This is a genomic window from Aurantibacter crassamenti (assembly GCF_016811105.1).
In the GTDB taxonomy this organism is placed as follows: Bacteria; Bacteroidota; Bacteroidia; order Flavobacteriales; family Flavobacteriaceae; genus Aurantibacter_A; species Aurantibacter_A crassamenti.
The window spans coordinates 24830-50127 of record NZ_JAFBGM010000001.1 but is presented as its reverse complement, the minus strand read 5'-3'; the positions used below and the strand labels follow the sequence as shown (position 1 = coordinate 50127).

Here is a 25298-nt window from a genome sequence, read left to right as displayed (position 1 = left end):
TAAACATATTTACATTATGAAAATCAATACGAATCTTCTACTTACCATATTTCTTTTTATTGGATATTCTTCAATTAGTCAAACAAAAGCACAAGCACTGGCTAAGATAAATACAGAAGGCTTTCAGAAATCGCAAGTCATGAATCTTATTAGTGATTTGTCAGATGTTTATGGTCCACGTTTAACTGGCACAAATCAATATTACACAGCGGCGGAGTGGGCCAAGAAAACTTTAGAAGATTGGGGAGCCGATAAAGTGTATTATGAAAATTATTGTGATGACTGTATGGGTTGGGAAGTGAACTCTTTTAATGTAGAAATGACAGCGCCTGCTTATATGAAAATTCAGGCCTATCCTTACGCGTGGACAGAAAGTTCAAACGGTGTGCAAATAGGTGATTTAATTTGGATTGAAAGTCATGCCGATTTAGAAGAAGTGAAAAAACAATGGAGTGGTAAATTGCAAGGAAAGACGATACTTATAGGGTCAACACCTAAACAGAATATGTTATTTGACCCACTATCTGTGCGTCATACCAAAGACCAAATCGAAGAAGCTAAAAAATCAATTATTCCAGTACCTAACAAGTCTTTAGGAGTGTCTGCAGGTGATGTAAATTTAATTAGAGATTTAAAGCTTTTTACCCAAGGTCTTTTGCGAAAGAATGATGCCTTTTTTGCCTTCTTAAAATCAGAAGGAGCATTGAATATTCTAGGAACAACACCGCTTTTTCCAGGTATTGTTCATCCGAGCGGTACCTACAATTACAAACAAAGTGATGCAAAACCAATTCCATATTTTGCAATTTCTCCAGAAAGTTTCGGAAAATTGTCACGTTTAGTTAAAAGAGATATTACTCCGAAAATTAAATTTCATTTAGATTCTGAACTCTATTTAAAACCGGAAAATAATGTAAATATTATAGGTGAAATTACTGGTTCTGATCCAAAATTAAAAGATGAAGTTGTTATGATTGGTGCACATTTTGATTCTTGGCATCCGGCCTCTGGAGCAACAGATAATGGTGCTGGTTCCGCTGTTATGATGGAAGTAATGCGTATTATTAAAGCATCTGGTTTAAAACCTAAACGAACCATTAGAATTGCTTTATGGGGAGGTGAGGAGCAAGTGTTTATAGGTTCTTTGGCCTACGCAGAAAAACATTATGGTAAAGTAAATGAGACTGCTAGAAAAAAGGAGGTTGAAAAAATTTCTGCCTATTTGAATATGGATAATGGTGCTGGACAAATGCGAGGCATCTATTTACAAGGTAACGAAGCAGTGCGACCTATTTTTGAAGAAATGTTAGCACCTTATGCACATTTAGACGTTAATAATTTAACCATTGAAAACACCGATTTTACGGATCATGATGTCTTTGATTATTATAAGATTCCGGGTTTTCAAATTATTCAAGATATGTTGAACTATCAGACAGTAACGCATCATACTAATTTAGACGCTTTGGAGTATGTTCCAGAACGCGATATGATGATTAATGCAACTGTAATTGCGGCACTCGTGTATCAAATTGCGCAACGAGATACGCGATTGCCTAGAGAAGATTAAGCATTGTTAACCCTAATCTTTACCTTCAATTATAGTTTAGGAAAAGGGATATATGTTTTATCACCTTCAACTTTAGGGAATTTTTTATTTATCCAATCTTCTTTTGCTAGTTTTAAACGATCCTTGCTGTGCGAAACAAAATTCCAAAGAAGAAAATGTTCTTGGGGTAGAGGTTCACCACCGAAAAGTAATAATTGTGTATTAGCATCTAAACAAATTTCACATTCGTCATTTGTTTTACTAATCAACATCTGACCCGCTGTAACTTTTTGTTCTTCGTTAGTAATTGTACCTTTTACAATAACCAATGCTACATCTCCTTTTATTTGTCCCTTAAGTTTTAAAGTGGTGGCTTTTTTTGCAAATATATCTACCATAAAAAGTGGCGAATACCCTTGTAGCGGAGCTGATTTTCCAAACGCATTTCCAGCAACTAGTCTGAAGGTAAGTGTATCTGTTTGCCACGTTGGAATTTCAGTACTAGGATAATAATTAAAATGAGGATTTATCTCCTCCATATTTTTTGGCAATGCTACCCATATTTGATAACCGTGTGCTGTAAATTCCTCGCCGTTTCTTCTATATTGTGGTGTTCTTTCTGTGTGTGTTACACCTTTACCTGATGTCATAAAACCTACATCGCCAGGTCTTATAATTTGATTACTGCCAATACTATCTCGATGTTCTATTTCTCCTTCATAAAGATAAGTTAGTGTAGATAACCCAATATGTGGATGCTGGTCAACATCAATATACTTTCCATTTCCTAGTTTTGCAGGTCCCATATGGTCAATGAATGTAAAAGGACCTACTTGCCGTTTTTTTCGAAATGGTAGTAATCTTCCGACCATGAAATTACCAAGATCGGTTTGTCGTTCATCTACCAAAAGTTTATTATTTGCCATAAAAAGTTATACTTTTTAATAGTAGCAATTACATTTTTAAGTTGTTCAATGTAGAAGATACTATGTACAGAAAAAGTTGACCAAAAAAAGGTTAATCTCGAGCCGCTTTAAATTCACTTCCCTCATACCATTTCGGAAAATAATCTTCATTTGCTATTTTCAAACCCACATTAAAAAATAATTGTAAGTCTAATTGTACCCCGCTTAATTCTGTCGTTTCTGGATTAAATTCATCTGATGGTTGATGGTAGTTATTGATAAGATAATAATTTTTAAGCTCTTTTATTTTCTCAATACTATAATCAAAACCTTCGTATGAGCCACTTGCGTACATAGCAGGAATACCAATTTTAGCAAAATTAAAGTGATCCGATCTAAAGAAATAGCCTTTTTCAGAATCTGGATCCGGAATTATGTATCGATCCTGTGTAAGAGCTGCTTCCTCAGCATATTCATCCATTTCAGAATGGCCGTATCCTGTAATGGTTAAATCTTTCATTTTTCCTGGACTGGCCAAAGCATCAATATTAATATTTGCAACTGTTTTATTTGGTTCAAAAATTGGGTTTTCGGCATAATAAGCAGAACCCAATAAACCTTGCTCTTCTGCGGTAAGTGCCATAAATACAATAGATCGTTTTGTGCTATTACTTTTCTTGAAAGCTTCAGCAATTGCTAACAGACCTGCGGTGCCTGAGGCATTATCTACGGCTCCATTATATATAGAATCGCCATCAATTGCTTTGCCTACACCAAAATGATCCCAATGTGCAGAGTAAATAATATATTCATCTTTTCTATCAGTACCAGGTACAACTGCAATTACATTTTTAGAAACATCCTTTTTTGTTTTTACTTGAATAGCAACAGAAACATCTAAATCTAACGGAATGGGTTTAAAGCCTTTATTTCTAGCAAGGTTTTTAAAATCTTGCCCTTTCATTGCTGAAGCTTCAAATATTCTTTGTGCACTTTCGCCACTAATCCATGACTCAACATTTAAAAGTGGTAAATCGCTCTCAATAATTAATTTTGAGCCACTAAAACCAGATTCAATCACATTCCAACCATAAGAGGCTGGCTCTGTATCATGAATGATAATAAGCCCATCTGCACCTTGTCGGGCAGCTTCTTCATACTTGTAGGTCCATCGACCATAATAGGTCATTTCATTACCTTTAAATAGGGTTGAATCACCAGATTTAAAACCGGGGTCATTAATTAAAACTACAGCGGTTTTACCTTTCCAATCAATACCTTCATAATCATTCCAATCATATTCTGGAGCAACAATTCCGTACCCTGCAAATACAAGATTAGAGCTATCTAAACTTACCATTGCTTCGGTTTTATTTGTGGAGGCTACAAAATCTTTTAAGTGGTCTAAATTGAAAGTGCTATTGATTCCGGAAATAACCATTTTTTCAGTTGGGGTACCTGTGATTTCTACCATTGGTACGTTTTGAAAGAAGCTGTTTCCGTTACCTGGTAGCAGACCTAGTTTTTCAAATTCTTCTTTTAAATAGTTTATTGTTTTTACCTCGCCTTCGGTAAATGGTTTTCTTCCTAGAAATTCATCGGAAGCTAGTTTTTCAATATGATGGCCAATAGTTGATTGGCTAACTTCAACTAATTCGGGAGTATTTTTTTTATCATTTTTACAACTGATAAAAGGTAATAATACTAAAAATAGCAGGTAATGTTTCATAATCAATCTTTTAAATGAATTGTTGTAAAAAGTTTATTGCGAATTCTCAGTAAATTATATTCAAGATATCAATGGGGGAGAGTGATAGACCTACGATGCTATTTTTATATATAACCAACGTGGCGCAAATTAATTTTCAATGCGTATTTTCTACTATAAATATAACCAAATTAAAACAATGTTTATTGGTTTTTATCGCTATGATGTTTGCTTAATTTTTGCGGACTCTGTGTAGAATTTGGGATTCTTATTTATAAAACTAATGAGCTTAAATTACCTAGTCTAGGTAGTGTTAGCGAACTATGCCATTACCTTTTTTAATGCTTTTTGCTTTTTATAATTCCGACCGTACCATAGTGCTACCCCTGTAACTGGCAAAGTTGCGGTTAGTAAACTAATTAAAAATGCAATTATTTTACCAGCGATACCACCAATTGCCCCTACATGAATGTCATAGTTCATGCGTAATATTTTATCAGCTACTTTGGCGTCTTCATATTTTCCGTAAATACCTGGAGTTTCTATTTCTTCTAAAGTGTTTTGGTCAAAAAAGCGAAAATCAGAATCATAATATAAACCTTCACTGTTTGCTACTTCTACGTAAATACTTTGATCTTCTGAGGTAGGGTAATGTAATTCAAAACTTTTTGCTTCTGGCGATTCTGCCATTAATTTTGTAATCAACAAATCCATTGGCATGATATCACTATTCTCACCTTTTTCACTTGTATTTTCTGGAATGATAAATTGTGCCTCCTTTTCACCACCAGTAGATTTATAAACTACATACTTTAGCCAATTGTATGACATTACTGAGCCAGTAAAGGCTAAAATTAAAGCGAGCGAGCAAATGTAAAATCCAATTATGGTATGTAAATCAAAGTTTTTACGTTTCCAACGTGTGGTTTTTTTCCAATCAAATTTTAAACGTTGCTTAATGTTTTTCCGCTTTTTAGGTAGCCATAAAATAAAACCTGAAATGATGATTAAAATAAATATTAAGATAGACGCGCCAACCACTTGTTCTCCTATTTCTTTGGGTAACCAAAGGCGCATATGACCTTTGAGTATAAATGCAAAAAAACCTGTGAAATGGTCGACTACTTCAATTACTTCTCCTGAATACGGATTTAAAAAAACACTTTGATAAAATTCAGGATCTGGATCATAAAAAATAACTTCTATAGCATCATCTGCTTTTTTGAATAAGGTACCATGCACATGGTTATCTGGAAAAACTTCCTTGGCAAGCTCTTTTGCTCTGGTAGGTGTTAGAATAGGACTGTTCTGTGGGGTAACTTTTTTATAATCATCATAGAGGCTTTCAATTTCTTCTCTAAATGCCCAACAACAACCTGTAATTGCAACAATAAATACAACAATACCTGTGGTAAGGCCTAAAATTTTATGTAACTGAAGTATTATTTTTTTTGATGTCATTGCTAAAAATTAAAAAAGTGCAACTCAAAAAAGTTGCCCTGTTTATACCTGTACTATTAGAATTGATATGAAATAGTTGCTAATAATGATCTTGGTGTTTGCGGATTAATGGTGGTCCAACCTTTATAATATTCCTTGTTAAAAGCATTATTAAGTTTTAAACCAATTCGATATTTATTTGCTTGGTAGAAAACGGATGCATTGGCAATGGTATAACTTGGAAAAATAAATTCACCTGTTGATGCATAGTTTATTGCAAATCGTTCGCTTGCTCCGTTAAATCCGAAACCAAGTCCGAAACCATCTAAACTACCTTCTTGAAATTCATAATTTGCCCAAAGGTTGTATAGCGATTCTGGTCCTGCTTCTAGTGGCCTTCTGTTTAAGATTTCTGCGTTGTCAGATTCTACAGTTTCACTATCATTATTACTATAACCTGCTCTAATGTTTAAGCCTCTTAATGGGTTTGCATTTATCTCAATTTCAAAACCTTTACTCACAACTTCACCACCTTGTATTTTGTTAAATGGAGATGATGGGTCTGTAATTACACGGTCTTTTACTTTAATGTCATAATAACTAATCGTAGCATTCAATCTATTATTGAAAAGGTTGGTCTTAATACCGAACTCTAATTGATTGGCTTGTTCTGGGTCAAAAGTTTGCAAACTTTGAAGTCCGTTATTTGGGTCACCTACAAGTTGCGGAGCAACATTTGTAAATCCGTTCTGATAGTTTCCAAAAACGGTTAACTTGTCTTTAATTGGTTGATACAATAAGCCAAATTTTGGTGAAAGCGTAGTTTGATTGTAATCGTCATCTAGATTATTTAAATCACCTTCATTATCAAAGTGGTCTAAGCGTAAACCTACCATAGCTGAAAAATTTTCAGTAATGTTAAGTACATCAGAGGCATATAAACTAAAAATATGGAATTTAGACTTAACGTTATTCACGCCTTGCGATGCCAAAACAGCATCTACACCTGAGGTTGAAAGTGGGTAGGCATCTGTTTCTACATCTGCCGTAAATGGGTTATCTCCATTGGCCCCACCATCAGCAGTTATGTTGCCATAAAAAGCATAGCCAGTGCTATTATCTGTTGATGTTTGATTAAAATAATCTGCACCAATAACTACTCTGTTTCGTAAAGAAGCAATTTTAAAATCGCCTATGAAATTCTGCTGTATATCGGTAGTTTGTGTGTTTGCATTTTGTTTGTTTAAATACCGTGAAAAAGTATTACCTCCTAAAATTCCATAATCATATAAGTACGTGTAATAACCTGTTGTTGAGGTAGAGCTTTTTGAAACTAAACTTTGTGATTGCCAAGTGTCTGACAATTTGTAATCCATTTCAACTCTATAATTCTGGGTCGGGTTTTGTAATGCCAAGTCATTACTAGTGAATGACAGCTTATTGTTGTAGCCCAATTCATCCATATTAGATGCCACGGATGGAGCCGCCCTGTTTAAAAATAAAAAGGTTGGGTTTGTTTGTTCTGCTTGTGTTATTTCTCCGTAGAAAGAAAACGATAATTTGTTATTGACTTTATAGGATAGGGAAGGAGCTACAAAAAATGACTTTCTAAAACCGGCATCTTGAAAACTTTGCTCCGTTGTATAAGCGGTGTTTAATCTAAAATATAAATTGTCTTTTTTGCTTATTGGTAAATTGAAATCTCCAATAATTTGATTTAAGCCATAGGTTCCTGAAGTGAATGCTAATTCACCACCGGTACCTACATATGGTTTTTTTGTAACCACATTTATGAGTCCGCCATACGAACTAACCGCATTACCAAACAACGTTGCAGAAGGGCCTTTTAAAACTTCAATACGTTCAATGTTGGCTGGATTAATAGTTCCGTTAGTTAAACCTGGCAAGCCATTTACCAATTGCGGTTGCACAGAAAAACCACGAAGTGAATAGTACCCTGCTCCATCACCACCACGACCTGTTGATGACCATAAATTCTCAACTCCGGTTGCATTTTTTAGTGCATCATCAAAATTGGTAACTAATTGCGATTTTAAAAGTTCTGTTGTTACGGTGCTATATACTTGTGTATTTTCTATATCCTTTAATGGAAGTTTAGAAACATAGGCAGTCTGTTTTCTTGAAAATTTATTGATGCGTTCTCCTTCTACAATGACTTCATTTAAAATTTCGTTTCCTTCATAAAGGACAACTTTATCTAAAGTTATATTTTGATTTCCTGAAATTGTAAAAGAAATTTCTTTTGTTTTAAACCCTAAATATGAAATTGAAGCGGTATAGGTTCCATTTGATACGTTGGCGATTTCAAATACTCCATTTTCGTTTGTTTGGGTACCTAGTGTTGTGTTTTTAAGATATATGTTTACACCGAATAAAGGTGTTTGATCGTTATCGGTAACAGTGCCGTTTACGGTTGCGTTTTGGGAATAGGCTATGGTGGTGAATAAAAATATGGTGAGGATTGGTATAAGTTTTTTCATTAGTCTTTATTTGGACTTAATATAAATAGTGAATTTTTGACAAAAATATCTCAGACTATCGATTTTACCAAACTATTTATAATAAATCTAAATAAGAATTTTTAATGTGTTGATTATCTGTTGTTAATGGAGGCTTTTTTTATGAAGAAATGACTGTAAAATGTATGCGAAGTTTAACTTTTAGCTATTTTAACAGCTCGTTGTACATGTATTCCCATGCTAAACCTACACTGTATAAGGGCGGATAACTGTACGCTTCAACCTCCCCAACATTATATTGTAAACCTGCCTGTTCACTGTATTTGAATATTTCTTTAAAATCAATTTTACCACTTTGGCCTAATTCTTTATAATCTTTAACATGCCAACTTATAAACCGTTGCGGATGTTTTTTAAAGTAGTCTATGGGATTTACCCCTCCAACATGCATCCAATACAAATCTGATTGAAAAAATACGTATTCAGGATTGATGTGCTCAAGAAAATAATCATAAACTCTAACACCATCAATTGTTAGAAATTCATCTGCATGGTTGTGAAAAATAAATTTCAACCCATTTTCTTTACACAATTTTCCTATTGCATTATAGTAATCACAATACTTTTGAAGTTCTTCTTTGGTTTTTATTTTTTTTATCTGATTATTAGAAGTTGATAGGTATAAAATTCCTGCTTTTTTATGATCTTCAATGCACTTCTGCCACCAATTCATGGCCGTTGACCAATCGCTTTTTTTAGGTAAATCATAGAATGTCATTGAACCCAAAAATTGCATGCCTGATTGTTCAACTACCTTTCTGAACTCGGTAGGTTGCATATCATAAAACCCACCGTTTGAATACACAAATGTTTCAACAAAACTATAGCCCATTCGGCCCAACTGCTTTATTGTTTCTTTGGGTGCATTCTGCATATCTTTATGTACCGAAACCAATTGTATACCAATATTTTTATCTTTCGGATTTTGTTTTATATAACGAGTTTTCCATAAACTTTTATTAGCATTATCAAAACCTTCTAAAAGTACTTCAGTGAAACTTAGAAAATCAAAAGTTACTCGCATGGTTTTGTTACCATAAAAGTCATAGTCTTGCATTTCCCATTTATTGTTAGTATTAAAATAGCCTTTGCCAATAAAGAGCTCTCCTGCCTTATTTTGGCCATAAGCACGAATAGAATCTGACTTAACATCGTGACTAATCATTTCAACAAGAATGGACTTATAAACTTCTTCCTTTTCATCGTATTGTTTCACATCAACAACTAATGATTTTTGGTCAAGTTTAGGTATGCAGCTCATTCGAATTTGAGGGGTAGCTGCAATACTATCAGTATCAGCATGTACCGTACTTACCCAATTACCTGCGTATTGTTGTAATCGTTCTTGTTGACCAAAAACTAGGTTCTGATCTTGACTTTGTACGATATTTAAAATTGCAATTAAAAAGATGAAAACTAATTTGTTTTGTAGTATGCTGTTCCTCATTATCCTAAAAGTCTGTTGAAAATTTTATTTGTTAGGTAGACAACGATTTTTTTTTACTTTAAACCTTATTCTGTTTGGTTAATTTTTTTATCATTCCATTGAAAATAAGTCCATGAAAGGGTAGCACTGCATACCAATACAATCTTCCTGTTAAACCTAATGGCCTAAACGTAGCTGTTTGAATCAATTTGTCATTTACAATTCTAAATTCTAGCCAAGCATCACCAGGTAACTTCATTTCAGCATATAGTAGTAAGCGTCCTTCATTATTATCGGCATATAAAACTCTCCAAAAATCTAATGCATCTCCTGCGTTTAAAGAATTTTCAGAAGTACGCCCTCTTCGTAATCCAACGCCGCCGGCAAATTTATCAAAATAGCCTCTAATTTGCCACAGCCAATTTCCAAAATACCACCCGTTTTCACCTCCTATACTCCAAATTTTATTGATACAATCTTCACGGTTGACTACTTTTTTTGCTCTAACATCTGTAAAACAACCATAAGTGGGCACTTGAATAAAGTCAGATATATTATAATTTGAACCGCTGCTGATAAATGCATCTTTCCAACTTGATACTACTTCGTTTCGTTCAATTTTACTAAACGCTCTTTCTACTGAAAGTTGGTAATTTATTGGTGTTAGTTCTAATATTTTATTTATGTCATTATTTCGGCATACGACTTCTATTTTCATGCTATTTACAAGTGCAACAGCAAGTTTGTACGATGTAGAAGTAACAAAATATAACCAGTATGAAGAAAGTTTTGGGGTCATTACCGGGACAATGTAAATGAAGCGTTTTAAGTTTCGTATTCGCCCTAATTTTAAGAGCATGTCTTTATATGATAATATATCAGGACCGCCAATATCAAAATCTTGGTTAAATGTTTTTGTATTCAACATGGTTTTGGAAAGAAACTGAATTACATCTGATATACCTATAGGTTGGCATCTGGTTTTTAGCCATTTGGGCGTAATCATTATGGGTAGCTTCTCTACTAAATCTCGCATTATTTCAAAAGAAGCGCTTCCTGAACCAATGATTATTCCAGCTCTTAAAGTTGTAAAATTGTATTTACCCTTACCCAATTCCGTTTCAACATTTTTTCTAGAGGTTAGATGTTTTGATAATTCTGATTCATTGATTATTCCACTTAAATAAACAACATGTTGAACCTTAGTTTTATCTAGAGCAATTCTAAAATTATTTGCAGACTCTTGCTCTAGTTTTTGATAATCACCAGATGTAGACATCGAATGAACTAAATAAAAAGCACCATCAATATTATTAGGAATATTTTCCAGTGATGCTTTATCAAGTAAGTCAACTTCAATTATTTTTATTTTTGATTTTAATGATTCTGGAGGATTAAATCTTTTCCGATCTCTAACACAACAAATAACTTCATGACCATTATCTACTAAAACAGGAAGCAGCCTCTTACCGATATACCCAGAAGCACCTGTTAATAGTAGTCTCATTTTTTAAGTACTATTTAGTTTATAGTTGTTTTTTATTCTTTTTCTAGAATAGTTAAAGGAAATTAATCTTTAGAAGATAATCATTTTGTTTTGCCTCAGCAATGGCTTAATTGATAAATAGTTTTTTTTGTACTAAATGCTAAGAAGGTGTTTTCCATCTCGTTTCTCTCCACTCTTTTTGTTCTTCAGGAGAAAGAAATGTCCAAGCTACAATTCGACTCGATTTATTACCGGTTCCCATGGGGATAGTTTTTATCTGATTCGCTTCAACCTTTTCTAATACTTTACGAATGCCTTTAAGATTTGATTCTTTAGAAACTAAGGTTGAAAACCAGTAACAGTTTTTAGCGAACTTTCTACTCTCCCAAACCATGTCCTGGATAAATTTAGATTCTCCACCTTTATATATGAGCTCAGTGCTTATACCACTAAAATTGAGTTCGGGTGTTTTTACTTTTTTACCCGATAGATTTTTTATTTTTCTGCGCGTTCCTTTTTGTGCTTCTTCAATGGAAGAATGAAAAGGAGGATTACTGATGACAATATCAATTTTATCTTCGACCTTTAGTATGCCGTAAAAAAAATCTCTTGAATTTTTTTGTAATCGACAATCAACTTTACCTTCTAGTAGTGGGTTAGAATTGACAATTTGCTTTGCCGACGCAATAGATTCTGAATCAACATCAGAGCCAATAAATCGCCAGCCATATTCTGTAACGCCAATAATCGGATAAATACAGCTAGCACCTACGCCAACATCAAGACATGTTATTGTATCTCCGGTGGGTATAGTTTCTAAATTATTTTTACCTAATAAATCGGCAATATGATGTACGTAATCAGCTCTTCCAGGGATGGGTGGACATAAATTTTCATCAGGAAAATCCCATTTCTTTATGCCGTAATAATGATTTAGTATCGACTTATTTAAAAGTTTTACCGCAACAGGACTAGAAAAATCTACAGAATCAACACCAAGCTTATTAGGTTTTAAGTGATTTTTTAATTCAGGACAAACCTTGATTAGCGCACTTAAATCATATTGTTCTCGATTTTTATTACGTGCATGTAGTCTTGTTTTTATCTTTTGTGATTTACCTGAAGTCTTAATTGGCTCTAATTTCATAAGTAGATTTTCGATAGTACCGCCATAAATTGATTGAATGACGTATACACTTTAGGTATTTACCCAACGCACTTGTAAATATATGTAATATGTTACTGGTGCATTGCGTTTACCACAAACTCTTAAAACATTCAATAAACAAAGGTTAACGTATGCCGTATTAAATTGAGCCTAAAACAATTTGAATAGTCTTTATGATGCTTCAATCAATTCTGACAATACTTTTTTAAATACATCAACAGGTTGTGCACCTGTTACGGCACTTTTTCTATTAAAAACTATAGTCGGCACAGAAGTAACTCCTAGATTTTGCCAATAACCTTCTTTGCTTTTTACTTCATAGCGTGCTTCATCATTATCTAATTTAGCTAGTGCTTCATCAGCATTTAAACCTACATCTAGTAACGCTTGTTTTAATACCGCTCTTTTAGATACATCTTTTCTTTCGCTAAAAAAGGAAGCTGTCAATCGCATTTTTAATTCGGTTTGTTTTCCAAAATCTTTTGCGTATTCAAGAAGTACATGTGCATCAAAGGTATTTGCCATTCGCATTTCATCAAAATAATCGAAAGTGAAACCTAATTCTTCGCCAGCTTCAGCCATTTGTTCTTGTGATGCTTTTTGTTGTTCTAAAGTTGAACCATATTTTTCTGCAATATGTTCTTGTACGTTTTGACCTTCAGCAGGCATATTAGGGTTTAACTCAAATGGCTGCCATTCTATCTCTACTTGTTCTTGTATGCCAAGTTCTGTTATTGCTTTCTCTAGACGTTTATAGCCAATAGTACACCATGGGCAAACTACATCTGAAACGATATCTATTTTTAATTTCTCTTTCATAATTTGAGTGTTGTACACTATTAGTTTTTATTTGTCGATACAAATAGTGGTTACTAACAATTAAAAGTAAATACAAAAATGCTGTTTACCGCATTTAAATTCCATGGGTAAAACTTTGGAAGTAATAGTTAAAAGTAGATGAACATAAACACCAACAAATGTTGTTTTAACGACTTGTAGTTATATTTTTATTGCCATGACTGACATATTTACCGACTCTATTGATTTTTTATCAAGACTATTTTAAGTAATCTTATAAAGTTGTGCTTTACTACCGATAAAGGGGTACAAGGTATTTTTACAGAGTTACACTTAACATTTTTGTCGGTTTGTGCAGATTGGTTCACCCTTTTTGGTCTTATGGCTTGATTTTGGCGGCTACTTGTAGTATAAGTTTAATCTAAAGTATTTGCAGCGTAAAAATTATGCTAAGAATGTTTTTAATAATAAAAGTACAGTATGAATCAAGTTAAAGAGAACAACACTGTTAAAGTAAATTACACAGGAAAGTTATCTGACGGACAAGTTTTTGATAGTTCTGAAGGAAAAGAACCGCTAGAGTTTACTTTGGGACAAGGACAGTTGATACCTGGTTTTGAGAAAGGGTTAATTGATATGAAGTTAAATGAGAAAAAGACCATAACAATTGCTAAAGAAGAAGCTTATGGTGATGTTGTTGAGGATTTAATAAAAGAAGTAGAAAAAACACAACTTCCTGAAGATTTGAAACCCGAAGTTGGTATGGGTTTGGTTTCTACTACTCCAGAAGGTCAAGAAATGAACTTGCGCGTGGTTGAGGTTAAAGAAGATAGTATCTTAATTGACGGAAATCATCCTTTAGCAGGTCAAGAACTTACTTTTGATTTAGAAGTGGTTGCAATTAGTGATACACAGATTACAGATTAAATATATTCTATTTTAAAGTTTTCCTGATAGCCTTTGAGTAGAGTACTTAACTCAAAGGCTATTGGGTTTTTGTTTTAATAGAACCACTGGTTATTCCATTACGGATGCTGCCATTAAAACAGCACAATAACCATGGGGATGTTGTTTCTCATCTGTTGATGGACAACTAACAGGCCGAACTGATAAATAATCTTGTACATTATTTTGAATGCCTATACCAGGTGTAGACGAATTTATTTGTGGTTTACCATCTTCATATGTAGTTATAAAAGTTTTTAAACCCTTCCAAGCATTTTCTGTTATTGGTGTATAGGTTTGATCTAACCAGCCATGCTTTATTCCTTTTTTTAATGCATAAAGCATCATACCCGAGCCACTTGTTTCAGGGTAATTATCTTTTAATTCTTTGTGATTCATCATATGATACCACATTCCATCAGATTCATTTTGAGAATTCTTAATTCCGATAGCTATTTGTTGAAATAAATAAACTATTCGATTGTAATCTTTATGTGATTTAGGTAGATATTCTAAAATATCAACTAAAGCCATGGAAAACCACCCCATGCTTCTACTCCATATTTCAGTAGATGTACCTGTAATGGGATTAGCCCATGGTCTACTTTTAGTATAATCCCATCCATGATAGGCTAGATTATTCGAGATATTAAAAGATCTTTCTGCAACCAGTAAAAGTTGAAAAGTAGCGATATCAATACTTTCTTTATCATTAAATAACACACCATATTTAACTAAAAACGGATTAGCCATATAGGCTCCATCAATGGTCATAACATCGTCATAATGACTTTTGTTTTTATGCCAATAGCCACCATCAGGTGTTTTATTAAAAACACTCGGTGTTGTAGCTGTACCAATTAGTGAATTTCTAATATTTGTGGCTGCATTTTTATACTTTACATTACCCGTTTGTTCAAATAAAAACAAACATAATATTCCTGGATGCAGTCCATCTAACTCCGGTTTCCATTTAGTTATGATACCTTTTTCATTTATAAATGAATCAACAAACCCTTGAATGTATTTTAAGTAAGATTGATTCTTATTTTTTAAATATATTTTTTCCATCCCATGTAAAATAATACTATTTGAATGGTCCCATCCTTTTTTAGTTAAGGTGTTTATGGTAGGCTGATACCGTTCGATTAGTGCGTCTGATAATTCGGAACCAATATCTTTTGATTGTCCTGCCAATGAATTACAAAAAGCCAGTACTAAGAAAAGTAGCAATAGTTTTTTCATGATTATTTTTAAAAATTCAATTCTCGTTTTATCGACTATTTTTTACAGTCTTTATTAAAATTTGTCCTTTACATTAAGCCAATTGCATCTAAAACTATACTAAGTTACAAGTCACTAATACTTTTGAACAAGACCAGCAGCACCATCATCTAAAGTTGTTTTTTCAGAGTCTTTTAATATGATTTGCCCTTGCGAGAGTTTCGGCAAATTAATTTTCTCCATGGTGATGTCTGTAACGTCATCAAAAACAAAAGCGGGTCTAAAATCACTTTTAGCTAAGGTAAACTGGATGTTTTTTAAAGTGATGCCAGCTGCATGTCTTACATACAAACCGTAAGCAGGATACTCGCCAAACATTGAGAATTCGGGACTCCCTTTTATAACTTCCGGTACAGCATCTAATCTACTTAAAGGTACATAGGCCATACCTTTGAATGCGCCACCTGGAAATTCAATTTCTATATTTTCTATGGTAACATTTTCCACCTTATGACCTGGAATGCCTACAATGGCTGATGAAAATGGATTATGGAAAAAATTCACTTCAGGTCCGCGTAAATCATAGTTAATATCTGGTCGGCCAAATGGCACCTGAACTTTTATATTTTTAATAGTAACATTTTTAACACTACCAGGGGTTTCACCATCTCTATGTCCTAAGCGAATGAAAAATGCATTCCCGGTATTAACAGCTTCAATATTATTGATAGATACATTTTCAATAAAACCGCCGTCTACTGTTTGAATAGCTACCGCCGATCTAAAAGTGTCAAATACTTTAATGTCTTCAATGGTTACATTTTTAAATCCGCCGTAGGATGCTGTCCCAAATTTGATAGCACTGGCACTTGAACGAATGGTACAGTTTGCGATATAAATGGAATCATTAAAGTGGCCTGGGTAATATGATTTTAAGCATATACCATCATCAGCTGCATCAACATCACAATTTATAATTTTTACATTTTTACAATCGGTAATATCGATGCCGTCATTATTCCAGTACGAACGATTTACAATGGTAAGTCCATCAATAGTTAAGTTTGAACATAGCTCAAAAGATAAGCCCCAACATGACGCTGCACCTACATTCAAATCTTCAATAACCACATCATTACATTGTGAGAAACGAAATAATTTTGGCCGCATGGTTTCATTGGGCCTATTTCTACGCGTATTATAATTTGGATCTATTGTGATACCTGCATGATGCAAACTATCTACAGCTAAAGCTAATTTTAAGCCTTGACCATCAATAGTACCCTTTCCGCTTAACTTTATATGATTTGCTTTATTTGCTAAAATTAAAGCTAGCTGTGAATTGTCATCTTTTTTAGGTGAAGAAGGTCGACCTTCAAAATTAATTTTATGATAATCACTTGGGTTGGTGCTACCCAATAAAACGGCACCTTCTTCAAAAAATAACTCTACATTATCTTTCAACACAATACTACCCGATAAAAACCGACCTTTCGGAAAAACAACAATACCTCCATTTTTTCTTTTCGTAGCTAAATCAATTGCTTTTTGTATTGCTAAAGTATTTATAGTTGTACCGTCAGCGACAGCCCCATATTTTGTAATAAGAAACTCTTTTTTCTTTGGCTCATTTATACCGGTGCTACTTTTCATTGAAAGACAAAAAAGCAATAATAGTGGAAGGATAATTAAAAAGCGTTTCGTGTTTTTCTTCATTTTAAAAACTGTGAACAAATTGTAATTTATTGATGTCATTTTTTTGACTCGGCTGGTGTTTATGTTTTGTTTAACCTTGTTATTTAGATTCTAAAAATTGAATTAACTCAACTATATTCTCTTGATTATCAAATCTTACATCATGCTCTTTTAAATAGCCTTTTAGTTGATCTTTTTTAGCTTTATAGAGTTTTTTCAATTCTCTCATGTTTACGATTTTTTTTAGCTCGCCATTTCGCTGTAACCAATATTGGTTAAACGGTTTAGTTTCAAACTGATCGGGTAAATTTAAATCATAATACAAACCTTGTGTCTCTAATTTTGTCACTGAATTATCTGATGATGCTTGAGATTTCGTACCATAACTAGAGGTTCTTCCTAAATTTTTTAATTTACATTTATGTGCCACAAATAGTGACCATTTTGGTTGGTTTAAAACTTCAATAAACTTATTCTCCAAAAGAATAAATTTTCTTTCTTCAATATATACAGTATCTATAACTTCTAATTGTGCATCTGCAATTGCCAATTTGTTGCCTTTATCTTCAAAAATCATTTCTTCAGTTAATGAATTATAATTTAATGACGAAACATTCTTTTGTCCAGATTTCATAAGTACGATTCCCTTTTTGAATTCGGGAAAAATATAATGTGTCGTTTCTTCATAATACCCTTGCGCAGCTGATGATAAACAGACCAAACTTAAAATTAGAATACAATATACCTGTTTCATAGTTTTATAATTTAAATTGTAAACTCTTAAAATTTAAAGGATGCATACTAATAATCTCAAACCATTAAATATAGTATTAAAATAAAAATTACTTGAGGATCATTTTTGCATCAGCACTATTGTTAAAGGGAATTGTTAATTGCCATGATTTTGTTTTAGACTTTACAGAAAGGTGAACTTCGTCTTTAGTTTCTTTATTTATTTTAGCTTTTAATTTTGGGGTGACACTTTCTGAAGGAACAAGTAGCCACACTAAAGTAGTATCTGAATTTATGGTTGTACTATAAGAACTTGCGGTGTTGGGTTCAAAAAGATTATACTCAGGACTATACCAACCTTGAATTTCAGGATTTTCTTGTCCACTAGTAAATTTAATATCAAAATTCTGTTTACCAACTGGGATGATTGCAAGATTACCACGCGTATTATTCGTGCTAACAATTTGGCCGTTTTGTACTACCTTATTTTCAGGGTGCCAGTGCCACAAGGCATCAATTTTTCGAGGAGTGTCGGTTGTAATTCGATCAATTACAACCCAAAATTCTCCACGTACATAAAATATGCTACGTGTATGTTTTGCATTACCTTTTAAATCAATAAACTGATCAAAAGAATTGGAGGCATAATCAAAATTGTCTCTAATTTTAAAATGATTTTGATCTACCGGTTTCTCAGCTAGTTTTGGTCCGGGTTGCTGACCTTTTCCGTCAATTAAGATTAGGTTATGCCCAGCACTACCTTTGGCGTATGGGCGAAATTTTTCTGCTACTTCACCTGTGTATGCAAAACGACCAGAATCAACTAAAAGATCTCTACCATAGGCCGAAATTGAAAGGTGTAATTTATCATTATGTTGATGACCACTGCCCCAAGGGCCAATATCAAAAAAGGACCATTGTGCATCAGCGTCGAAACCACTTCTAGAAACAAAATGCCCTGCCCATGGATAAAAATAAGATGGGCCGTCTGTAGGTTTGGTACCCGTTTCACCATTGGTTGCAATGTATTCCCAATCAGGGTGATTGAATAGTTTTGCGCCTTTTAAAATATATTTTCGGTCACTACCTTTATCGCCATCGTTGTTAAGTATACGGTAACCACTAGGGCGAACCACATGCGAAATATAACTGTACATAGCCTTAATTGTCTTATTGAAAAAATCAGGAAGCTCTTTATTTGCTTTATCACAAATTTCTTTGAAAAGTTCAAAATTTAATAGGGATACATTATGATAGTGTGAAGTAAGTTCTGTTTGTACACCATCAGCATATACTTGATCTTTCATACTTTCGGTCATGGCGCCAATGGCATAATCTAACCAAGCATCAGATTTTTTAAATTCTGGAAAATATGCAGCAACTGTAGCTAAAGCTGATATTTCCATTGTTAGCCAATTGTTTCCTGAGTGAAAATTTCTGTTATAATGTGCATGATCGGGCAAACTACTAAGAATTAAAAGTTGGGTAGCAGGGGTGATATATTCACTATTTAATAATCCGAAGAAAATTTTGGGCCAAACTTTTGCTCGAAATGACACTTCTAATCCACGCCATACAGAAGTGCTGCTTTTTACTGCAGGGTAGGGCATACTCTTGATTATAAAATCTCGTAAAAATAAATCAATATATTCCGCATATTTTGGATTTCCCGTTTCTAAATATGTTGAATACACTCCAGATAGTTGACTGTGACGATTTGATAACCAAGCCCATTCTTTGTCGTTATTGGGTCCTTTGTAATACCAATCGCGATGACCATCAGCACCAACAGGAACTTTTCCTCTTACATTTTGCACAAAGAGTACATCAGTTAAAGTGGTATCAGCTACGGCACGTGTTTCATTCGTTTTTTTTGGTGTTGCTTTTCGTAAGTCTGGCGCCATGCTTCCATTTTTATAGTAAGCAAGTAGTTCATTACATGCCAAAACTATATTGTCATCAGCATACGCTAATTTCACTTTCTCAAGACCTTTGTACTCAAGGTTAAATTGACCTAACATATTTATGATGACGTTTGGGTAATTGGTGTAAACGTCTTCTACTGTTGAAATTTCTTGCCAACTTTTTTGAGCAACTCCTTTTTCAGAAAAGCTTATTAGTAGAATTAGTAATAAAAGTGAATTTATAATTTTAGACATGAGCACTTGTTTGGTTTAGTTTGTAGTTTGATTTGTATTCTTGATAAGAAACTGAATTTGAATTGATGTATTTAATTTTTTAGCGTTTTATCTAAATCAGGTGTTATACGTTTCTTTGCTTCTGCAACATCTATATAGCGTTGCAAGTCGATTAGTGAAATGACATTGTACTTATGTAGTTTCAAATACTCTAAATATTCTTTGAATAATTCTGGGGGGGTTGTTACCCAAGGATGTTCAATATCGGGTACGCCGTGAAGTGTCAACACGATGATTTTTCCTTTTTCTGCTTTTTCTAGTGCTGTAATAATTTCTGTTTTATTGTCAGCATCTGTTGCCCAACTAGGGATAAGAAAAGGATGGTCTATCAATGGGTCGTATGGTCTGCTACCACCTGCACGAGCAAATACGTACTTTTTATCTTGTAAATAATCTAAAACTTGCGCATTCAACCCATAGCCTGGGTACGCAAAATTATTTGGTTTTGAGATGCCGAGTGAATCACATTTGTTTTCAATATATGTTAATTCTGTGTTGAATTCTGTGTGAGATAATTTAGAAACATTAGCATGCGTGTGGGTATGATTTGCAATTTCAAAACCCATATTATCTAGGGTTTTAATTTGCCGCCAGTTCATATATAAAGTGCTGTCTTTTTGGTTTGGGGGAAACTCACAAACAAAAAAAGTGGCACCAAAACCGTATTCTTTTAGCAACGGTGCTACTACTGAATATTGGCTTGCGGGTGCATCATCAAAAGTTAGAACTACAAGTTTGTCTGGTAGCTCTTTTTTTACGATTTGTGAAGTACCACACGATACAATGCAGAGTAGAACTAACAGCGAACAAATGGACTTCATGATTGGTGAACTTATTTCAAAAGAGAATCTAAAATAAGGGATTAATTTTTAATCTGAAATTCGGTTGTTGTCGACTTTTAGCAGGTTGTCTATTTCACCTGATATTAAAATCGCAAAAATGGTATTATAGGGTTTATTTTTCTAAAAGGATATATTCACAAATGGCAAAATAGGGCTAGTATATACACTTTCATCTTTGTCATACAAAAGATTATATTTTGCGCCAATGATAATGTTCTTTGATACATTCAAACCAAGGCCAACAAATAAGGCAGAATCCCAATAATCTTGTTCAACTTCACCTGTTACGGTTTCCGTTTTAGTATTTACTTTCAGTTGCGCAAATTCTAATAAGGTTGTCATCATAGGAATAGGATTATACTGTGCTATTACATTACCGCCAAAAGTTGTGGTATTTTGTAAATCTTTGATAGATGTATAGCTTCCTTGAACACCTGCACCTATTGATACTTGATTACTCACACTATACATTAAGTTTGGAGACAAGGTAATGTTAGTACCTCCCACAAAACTCAATCCAAATCCACACCCAAATTTTAAACGTTTATCAACAACAGACGCGCTATCTGCTACCATTATTTCAGTAGTTTGTGCCGAAGAATTTACCGAAATAAAGAACGCGGCTAAAATTAGTACTAGTTGTATGCTTAATCGTTTCATGTGTAGTGTTTTTTTAAAGTACGGGTTCTATTAAATTAATGGTGTGGATAAATATATAGTTAATTCAAGTAAGTTTATAATTTTTTTAGGAGACTCTCACCTTTGGTAGCTGGATTAAAAATTCTTAAATGGTAAAAGTAAAGCACAAATAGGGTGCGCTTTAAATCCAAATTAATTATTCTGGCGAATTTAAAATTATTGAAAGGTAAAATTGTATGTCAAGGAGAAAATAGGACTATTCATAACCGAAATTCTGTTTGCACCCAATGGTGTATTGCCAAATATAAATGCACTGCCACCACCTGTGGTAGCTGGTTCTTGCGTGTAAAAAATATTCAATGGATTATCTCTGCTATATACATTGTAAACTGTAAATGTCCAGTCGTTCTGCCAACGTTTATTCTCTTTGCTTTTGCTAAAATGAACATTCCAAGATAAATCTAATCTATGGTAAACAGGTAGTCGGGCATTATTACGTTCTAAAAAAATAGGAACATCAATCTCATCCAACTTTACTATTCCATTGGCAAGTGTATACGGTCTACCGGACTGCATCGTAAAATTAAAGCTCAAAGTATTGTATTTGTGGCCTTCAAAATTGATGGTGCTATTGAAAACATGCGGTCTATCAAAATCTGAAATAAACCAATCGTTGTTATTGATACGATCGCCTAAAGTCGCATTTGTAGATCGTAAAAAGCTTCTAGACCAGGTGTAGTTAAACCATCCGTTAATTTTTCCTTTGGGTTTTTTAAAACTCAACTCTGCCCCATAAGCGCTTCCTTGGCCTTGAACAACATCTTTTTCTATAAACTCTTCTAAAAAAAAGTCAGCTCCAGGTTTATAGGTTAAGACATTTTTTGTCTCTCTATAATAACCCTCTAGGCTTAGTTCTATAGCATTATCATAAAAATTTTGGTACAGGCCTAGACCATAAGTATCACCTGTTTGCGGCTTTATATTTGGGTCACTTGTTTTCCATCGTGACGTTGGTAGTGGTGTGGTACTATTATATAAATTTTGAACATATTGGTTGATGCGAGCGTAACTGGCTTTGATTGAGGTATTGTCACTAAATTGTAATGATAAGCCAAGTCGTGGTTCAAAAGCATCAAAAGATGTTACCGTTTTTCCTTTCTCAATGAATTCAGTACTTACAAGATTATTTCCAGTATCATCAAATGTGGCCAAGTTATAAGGCCCGACAAATAAAAAGTGATTGTAACGTAAACCTGCTGATAATGATAAATAATCAGTTGGTTTCCAATCTGTATTCAGATAACCTGATAACTCATAACTCGTCTCCGAATTTAACGATACAGATCGAAATTCAGGAATATTACCTGGGTCTAAGTCTCCCGGTTTAATTTTATATTGATTGGCTTGCACGCCAATTTTGTATTCAAAATCTGTGGATACTTCTTTAGTGAGTTCTGAAATAAAACTTAAGGTGTTTATTCGTGATGAATACTCAATTTTATTCGTACTCTCAATCTGGGGAAATATTATTTTAGGTGTGTATTGACTTCCTACTAACACCGTTTTTAAGAAGGTTTTGTTGTTAAATGAATGGATCCAATTTAGCGTACCGTTAAAGGTGTTAAAATCATACTGATTGCTTTCTGCCGTTATGTTTTGAACCTCAGATACTAAATCTAATTGATAAAAATCTTTACTGTAAAAGCCCGTGAAACTAACTTGGTCATTTTCTGTAGGTAGATATAATAATTTTACTGTTGCGTCAGCGAATTTGGCTTTTGTATTCTTGAGACGTTTTGAGAAGATTGGTAATAAAAAATCAGTAAAACCACCTCTAACTCCTGCTATAAGCATCAATTTATCTTTTACAATTGGTGTTTCTAAAAGGAGCCTACTTGATGCTAGACCGATGCCTCCACTTAATTTGAGTGTATCTGAATATGGATTTTTTACCTTGATATCTAACACAGAAGCAACTCTACCACCATAGTTTGAAGGAATATTAGCTCTGTATAAATCTACGGTTGATATTATATCAGGCGTAAAAACGGAAAAAAGTCCGAACAAATGTGTGGGATTGTAAATAGGGGCATAGTCATAGAGTAATAGATTCTGATCTAAAGAACCACCCCTTACCGAAATACCATTACTAACATCGCCCGCGCTATTTACACCGGCTAATAAAGTAACACTCTTTAAAACATCAAATTCGCCTAGTATTGTCGGTAGTTTTTTTAAATCTTTTGTGTCTAAACGCAAAACTCCCATTTGCGGAGATTCTATGTTTTCATTCACTTTCTTTGCACTTACAACTACCTCAGATAACTGTTCTGTTTGTTCATTTAGATAAATCTCTAACAACTGATCCTTATTTAAAATTATCTGCTCAGTTTGTGGCTGAAAACCAACGTAAGTAATGGTTACCGTATAGTTTTCTTCTGGTAATGCTATTGTTAAAATTCCATTTTCATCCGTTTTTCCTCCACAGGCACATGGGCTAATAGCAATATTTGCATTTTCAAGTGAGGCTCCAGTGCTTTGTTCAGTGACCTTTATTGTTAATTCATGAGTAGAATTCTGTGCTACTGATAAATTGGAAATTACCAGAAAAAGTATCAGATGAGTTATCCGCAATACCCCTAGTGACTTAAGCGATTTTAATCTATCCATCCCTCAGGTTTAATTGCTGTTCGATAGCGTGTTTCGCTGCAGGGTACTATTGATTCAAAAGCACAGCCTTCTGGGGAATGACATATTTGAATCCCACAAAATATTTCACATTCACTAGTAAATTCATTAAATGGATCTAAAGGTGATTCTTCAATTGATTCCCTTGTAATATAGAGGGAATTTGTTGTGCTCGATGCTGCAGTAAATCTACCAAGCACGTATTCCTCTTCATCTTCCGGGTTGTACATATTTCCAACTAAGGCAGCTGGGGGTGGTGCATTTAAACCAGAATTATTATCTACAATGTCTTTCAGTACTTTGTAATAATCATACGTGTTTTCTGTTAACGATAGCTGTTGAACTTCAACAACTAAGTTTTCAGTAGTATACAATTGTATGTCACCAACAGGCAAATTTTGTACTATACCGCCCTCAACAAATTCATCAGAGAATAATTCTATAGTTTCATTATAACGTATGCGCCAACAATCACCATCACAATAATAATCGGATTCACCTGTATCTGCAATGTCTTTGTTTAAATCATGATTTACTTCTATACATCTACCATTTCGAAATATCTGTTCATCGCAGGTCTCACAAATTAGAAGCTTTTCATAGGTTCTAAACTTCCATAAATAATAATTACGTTCGTCAAGTGGGTCGTTTAAATCTACATACAATGCATGGCCAGGAACATATTCATTTAGCTCTACTTTAAAGGTTAGTTCTGGGTTATATGTTGCCTTTAAATTGGTAAAAGCTACTGGTTTTATAATAGTTTCAGGTTGGGAATAATATTTTTTCCCGTTGGGTAGTTCAATTTTCAAATCCCACGTTTCACCAACTGCGACTGCAAAATCTGAAGGTGGTACATATTGCCCATTTTCTTCAGTTAATTCTACCGTTTGGCCGCTGTCTGTATTCGTAAAAAAAATAGTTGCACCACTAATTAAAACATTAATTAATATCTGATTTCGTAGGACTGATTCTGATATATTTACATACGAGGCACCCGTACTGGTAGAAGCAAAAGCATCTATATATATTAGACCTTCTTTGTATTCGAATTTTGGTTCTTCTGGAGTTATACAACCAATAAAAAATAACAGAAATATAAGATACAATCTTTTAAATACCATTCGCTTACATAAAATTCCGATACTGTTTATATCAATTAATGGGGGAATAAATAGAAGCCCTTTAAGCCTTATGGTGATATTTATAAATGTTCTTGATTAACACTTATTTTCTTAGTTTGCTAAGTACTAAACTAACTTATTTTTAGGATAATTACAACTACATTCAATTGTACATTTTAGTACAATGAAGG

At 33.8% G+C, this 25298-nt stretch carries 18 protein-coding genes; 2 read left to right on the top strand and 16 right to left on the bottom strand.

Going from position 1 to position 25298, the window contains the following annotated elements; translation table 11 throughout:
• Nucleotides 1-16 precede the first annotated feature (16 nt).
• On the top strand, nt 17-1570 hold the full coding sequence (locus JQC67_RS00180; protein WP_203250851.1) for a M20/M25/M40 family metallo-hydrolase: 1554 nt from the start codon (nt 17-19) through the stop codon (nt 1568-1570).
• A gap of 29 nt (nt 1571-1599) precedes the next feature.
• On the opposite strand, the gene JQC67_RS00175 is transcribed toward JQC67_RS00180, so the two are convergent.
• The 8 genes from JQC67_RS00175 to JQC67_RS00140 all read right to left on the bottom strand — a co-directional run bounded on the left by JQC67_RS00175 (nt 1600) and on the right by JQC67_RS00140 (nt 13041).
• Complete coding sequence (locus tag JQC67_RS00175) at nt 1600-2475, bottom strand: pirin family protein (protein WP_203250850.1); 876 nt, start codon at nt 2473-2475, stop codon at nt 1600-1602.
• Nucleotides 2476-2566: 91 nt separating this feature from the next.
• A complete protein-coding gene (locus tag JQC67_RS00170; protein WP_238934416.1) occupies nt 2567-4183 on the bottom strand; it encodes a M28 family metallopeptidase in 1617 nt (538 codons plus the stop codon).
• Between the two features lie 300 nt (nt 4184-4483).
• Nucleotides 4484-5623 carry a PepSY-associated TM helix domain-containing protein gene (locus tag JQC67_RS00165; RefSeq protein ID WP_203250849.1) on the bottom strand — a complete coding sequence of 380 codons (1140 nt, stop codon included), beginning with the start codon at nt 5621-5623 and terminating at the stop codon, nt 4484-4486.
• A gap of 56 nt (nt 5624-5679) precedes the next feature.
• A complete protein-coding gene (locus JQC67_RS00160) occupies nt 5680-8103 on the bottom strand; it encodes a TonB-dependent receptor (protein ID WP_203250848.1) in 2424 nt (807 codons plus the stop codon).
• A gap of 184 nt (nt 8104-8287) precedes the next feature.
• On the bottom strand, nt 8288-9589 hold the full coding sequence (locus JQC67_RS00155; RefSeq protein WP_203250847.1) for a sugar phosphate isomerase/epimerase family protein: 1302 nt from the start codon (nt 9587-9589) through the stop codon (nt 8288-8290).
• Between the two features lie 58 nt (nt 9590-9647).
• Complete coding sequence (locus JQC67_RS00150; RefSeq protein WP_203250846.1) at nt 9648-11075, bottom strand: SDR family oxidoreductase; 1428 nt, start codon at nt 11073-11075, stop codon at nt 9648-9650.
• A 139-nt stretch (nt 11076-11214) separates the two neighbouring features.
• The gene (gene rlmF, locus JQC67_RS00145) at nt 11215-12201 is read right to left on the bottom strand and encodes a 23S rRNA (adenine(1618)-N(6))-methyltransferase RlmF (RefSeq protein WP_203250845.1); all 987 of its coding nucleotides are present in this window, start codon (nt 12199-12201) and stop codon (nt 11215-11217) included.
• Between the two features lie 192 nt (nt 12202-12393).
• Nucleotides 12394-13041 (bottom strand): DsbA family oxidoreductase, encoded by a 648-nt coding sequence (locus JQC67_RS00140; protein WP_203250844.1) that lies wholly within the window; start codon nt 13039-13041, stop codon nt 12394-12396.
• Between the two features lie 459 nt (nt 13042-13500).
• On the opposite strand from JQC67_RS00140, the gene JQC67_RS00135 reads away from it, so the two are divergent.
• Nucleotides 13501-13947 (top strand): FKBP-type peptidyl-prolyl cis-trans isomerase, encoded by a 447-nt coding sequence (locus tag JQC67_RS00135; RefSeq protein WP_203250843.1) that lies wholly within the window; start codon nt 13501-13503, stop codon nt 13945-13947.
• 90 nt (nt 13948-14037) lie between these two features.
• On the opposite strand, the gene JQC67_RS00130 is transcribed toward JQC67_RS00135, so the two are convergent.
• The 8 genes from JQC67_RS00130 to JQC67_RS00095 form a co-directional block, all read right to left on the bottom strand.
• Nucleotides 14038-15210: a glycoside hydrolase family 88/105 protein gene (locus JQC67_RS00130; protein WP_203250842.1), complete on the bottom strand. Its 1173-nt coding sequence runs from the start codon at nt 15208-15210 to the stop codon at nt 14038-14040.
• 114 nt (nt 15211-15324) lie between these two features.
• Nucleotides 15325-16905: a glycoside hydrolase family 28 protein gene (locus JQC67_RS00125; RefSeq protein WP_203250841.1), complete on the bottom strand. Its 1581-nt coding sequence runs from the start codon at nt 16903-16905 to the stop codon at nt 15325-15327.
• Between the two features lie 79 nt (nt 16906-16984).
• The gene (locus JQC67_RS00120; RefSeq protein WP_203250840.1) at nt 16985-17638 is read right to left on the bottom strand and encodes a hypothetical protein; all 654 of its coding nucleotides are present in this window, start codon (nt 17636-17638) and stop codon (nt 16985-16987) included.
• A gap of 88 nt (nt 17639-17726) precedes the next feature.
• Nucleotides 17727-19775, bottom strand: coding sequence for an alginate lyase family protein (locus JQC67_RS00115; protein WP_203250839.1), 2049 nt, complete (start codon nt 19773-19775; stop codon nt 17727-17729).
• A gap of 71 nt (nt 19776-19846) precedes the next feature.
• Nucleotides 19847-20635: a polysaccharide deacetylase family protein gene (locus JQC67_RS00110; protein ID WP_203250838.1), complete on the bottom strand. Its 789-nt coding sequence runs from the start codon at nt 20633-20635 to the stop codon at nt 19847-19849.
• Nucleotides 20636-20776: 141 nt separating this feature from the next.
• Nucleotides 20777-21316, bottom strand: a complete 540-nt coding sequence (locus JQC67_RS00105; protein ID WP_203250837.1) for an alpha-ketoglutarate decarboxylase — start codon at nt 21314-21316, stop codon at nt 20777-20779.
• 195 nt (nt 21317-21511) lie between these two features.
• Entirely contained in the window at nt 21512-23965 is a 2454-nt protein-coding gene (locus JQC67_RS00100) for a TonB-dependent receptor (RefSeq protein WP_203250836.1), read from the bottom strand.
• Nucleotides 23953-25107, bottom strand: coding sequence for a DUF4249 domain-containing protein (locus JQC67_RS00095; protein WP_203250835.1), 1155 nt, complete (start codon nt 25105-25107; stop codon nt 23953-23955). Before JQC67_RS00095 ends, JQC67_RS00100 begins: the two co-directional genes overlap by 13 nt.
• Nucleotides 25108-25298: the final 191 nt, after the last annotated feature.

Coding starts and splice junctions, on each gene's coding strand:
- JQC67_RS00100 (WP_203250836.1), bottom strand. CDS start 23,965: ATGGATAGATTAAAATCGCTTAAGTCACTAGGGGTATTGCGGATAACT.
- JQC67_RS00110 (WP_203250838.1), bottom strand. CDS start 20,635: ATGAAGTCCATTTGTTCGCTGTTAGTTCTACTCTGCATTGTATCGTGT.
- JQC67_RS00165 (WP_203250849.1), bottom strand. CDS start 5,623: ATGACATCAAAAAAAATAATACTTCAGTTACATAAAATTTTAGGCCTT.
- JQC67_RS00095 (WP_203250835.1), bottom strand. CDS start 25,107: ATGGTATTTAAAAGATTGTATCTTATATTTCTGTTATTTTTTATTGGT.
- JQC67_RS00170 (WP_238934416.1), bottom strand. CDS start 4,183: ATGAAACATTACCTGCTATTTTTAGTATTATTACCTTTTATCAGTTGT.
- JQC67_RS00120 (WP_203250840.1), bottom strand. CDS start 17,638: ATGAAACAGGTATATTGTATTCTAATTTTAAGTTTGGTCTGTTTATCA.
- JQC67_RS00155 (WP_203250847.1), bottom strand. CDS start 9,589: ATGAGGAACAGCATACTACAAAACAAATTAGTTTTCATCTTTTTAATT.
- JQC67_RS00125 (WP_203250841.1), bottom strand. CDS start 16,905: ATGAAGAAAAACACGAAACGCTTTTTAATTATCCTTCCACTATTATTG.
- JQC67_RS00160 (WP_203250848.1), bottom strand. CDS start 8,103: ATGAAAAAACTTATACCAATCCTCACCATATTTTTATTCACCACCATA.
- JQC67_RS00135 (WP_203250843.1), top strand. CDS start 13,501: ATGAATCAAGTTAAAGAGAACAACACTGTTAAAGTAAATTACACAGGA.
- rlmF (WP_203250845.1), bottom strand. CDS start 12,201: ATGAAATTAGAGCCAATTAAGACTTCAGGTAAATCACAAAAGATAAAA.
- JQC67_RS00115 (WP_203250839.1), bottom strand. CDS start 19,775: ATGTCTAAAATTATAAATTCACTTTTATTACTAATTCTACTAATAAGC.
- JQC67_RS00105 (WP_203250837.1), bottom strand. CDS start 21,316: ATGAAACGATTAAGCATACAACTAGTACTAATTTTAGCCGCGTTCTTT.
- JQC67_RS00175 (WP_203250850.1), bottom strand. CDS start 2,475: ATGGCAAATAATAAACTTTTGGTAGATGAACGACAAACCGATCTTGGT.
- JQC67_RS00150 (WP_203250846.1), bottom strand. CDS start 11,075: ATGAGACTACTATTAACAGGTGCTTCTGGGTATATCGGTAAGAGGCTG.
- JQC67_RS00130 (WP_203250842.1), bottom strand. CDS start 15,210: ATGAAAAAACTATTGCTACTTTTCTTAGTACTGGCTTTTTGTAATTCA.
- JQC67_RS00140 (WP_203250844.1), bottom strand. CDS start 13,041: ATGAAAGAGAAATTAAAAATAGATATCGTTTCAGATGTAGTTTGCCCA.
- JQC67_RS00180 (WP_203250851.1), top strand. CDS start 17: ATGAAAATCAATACGAATCTTCTACTTACCATATTTCTTTTTATTGGA.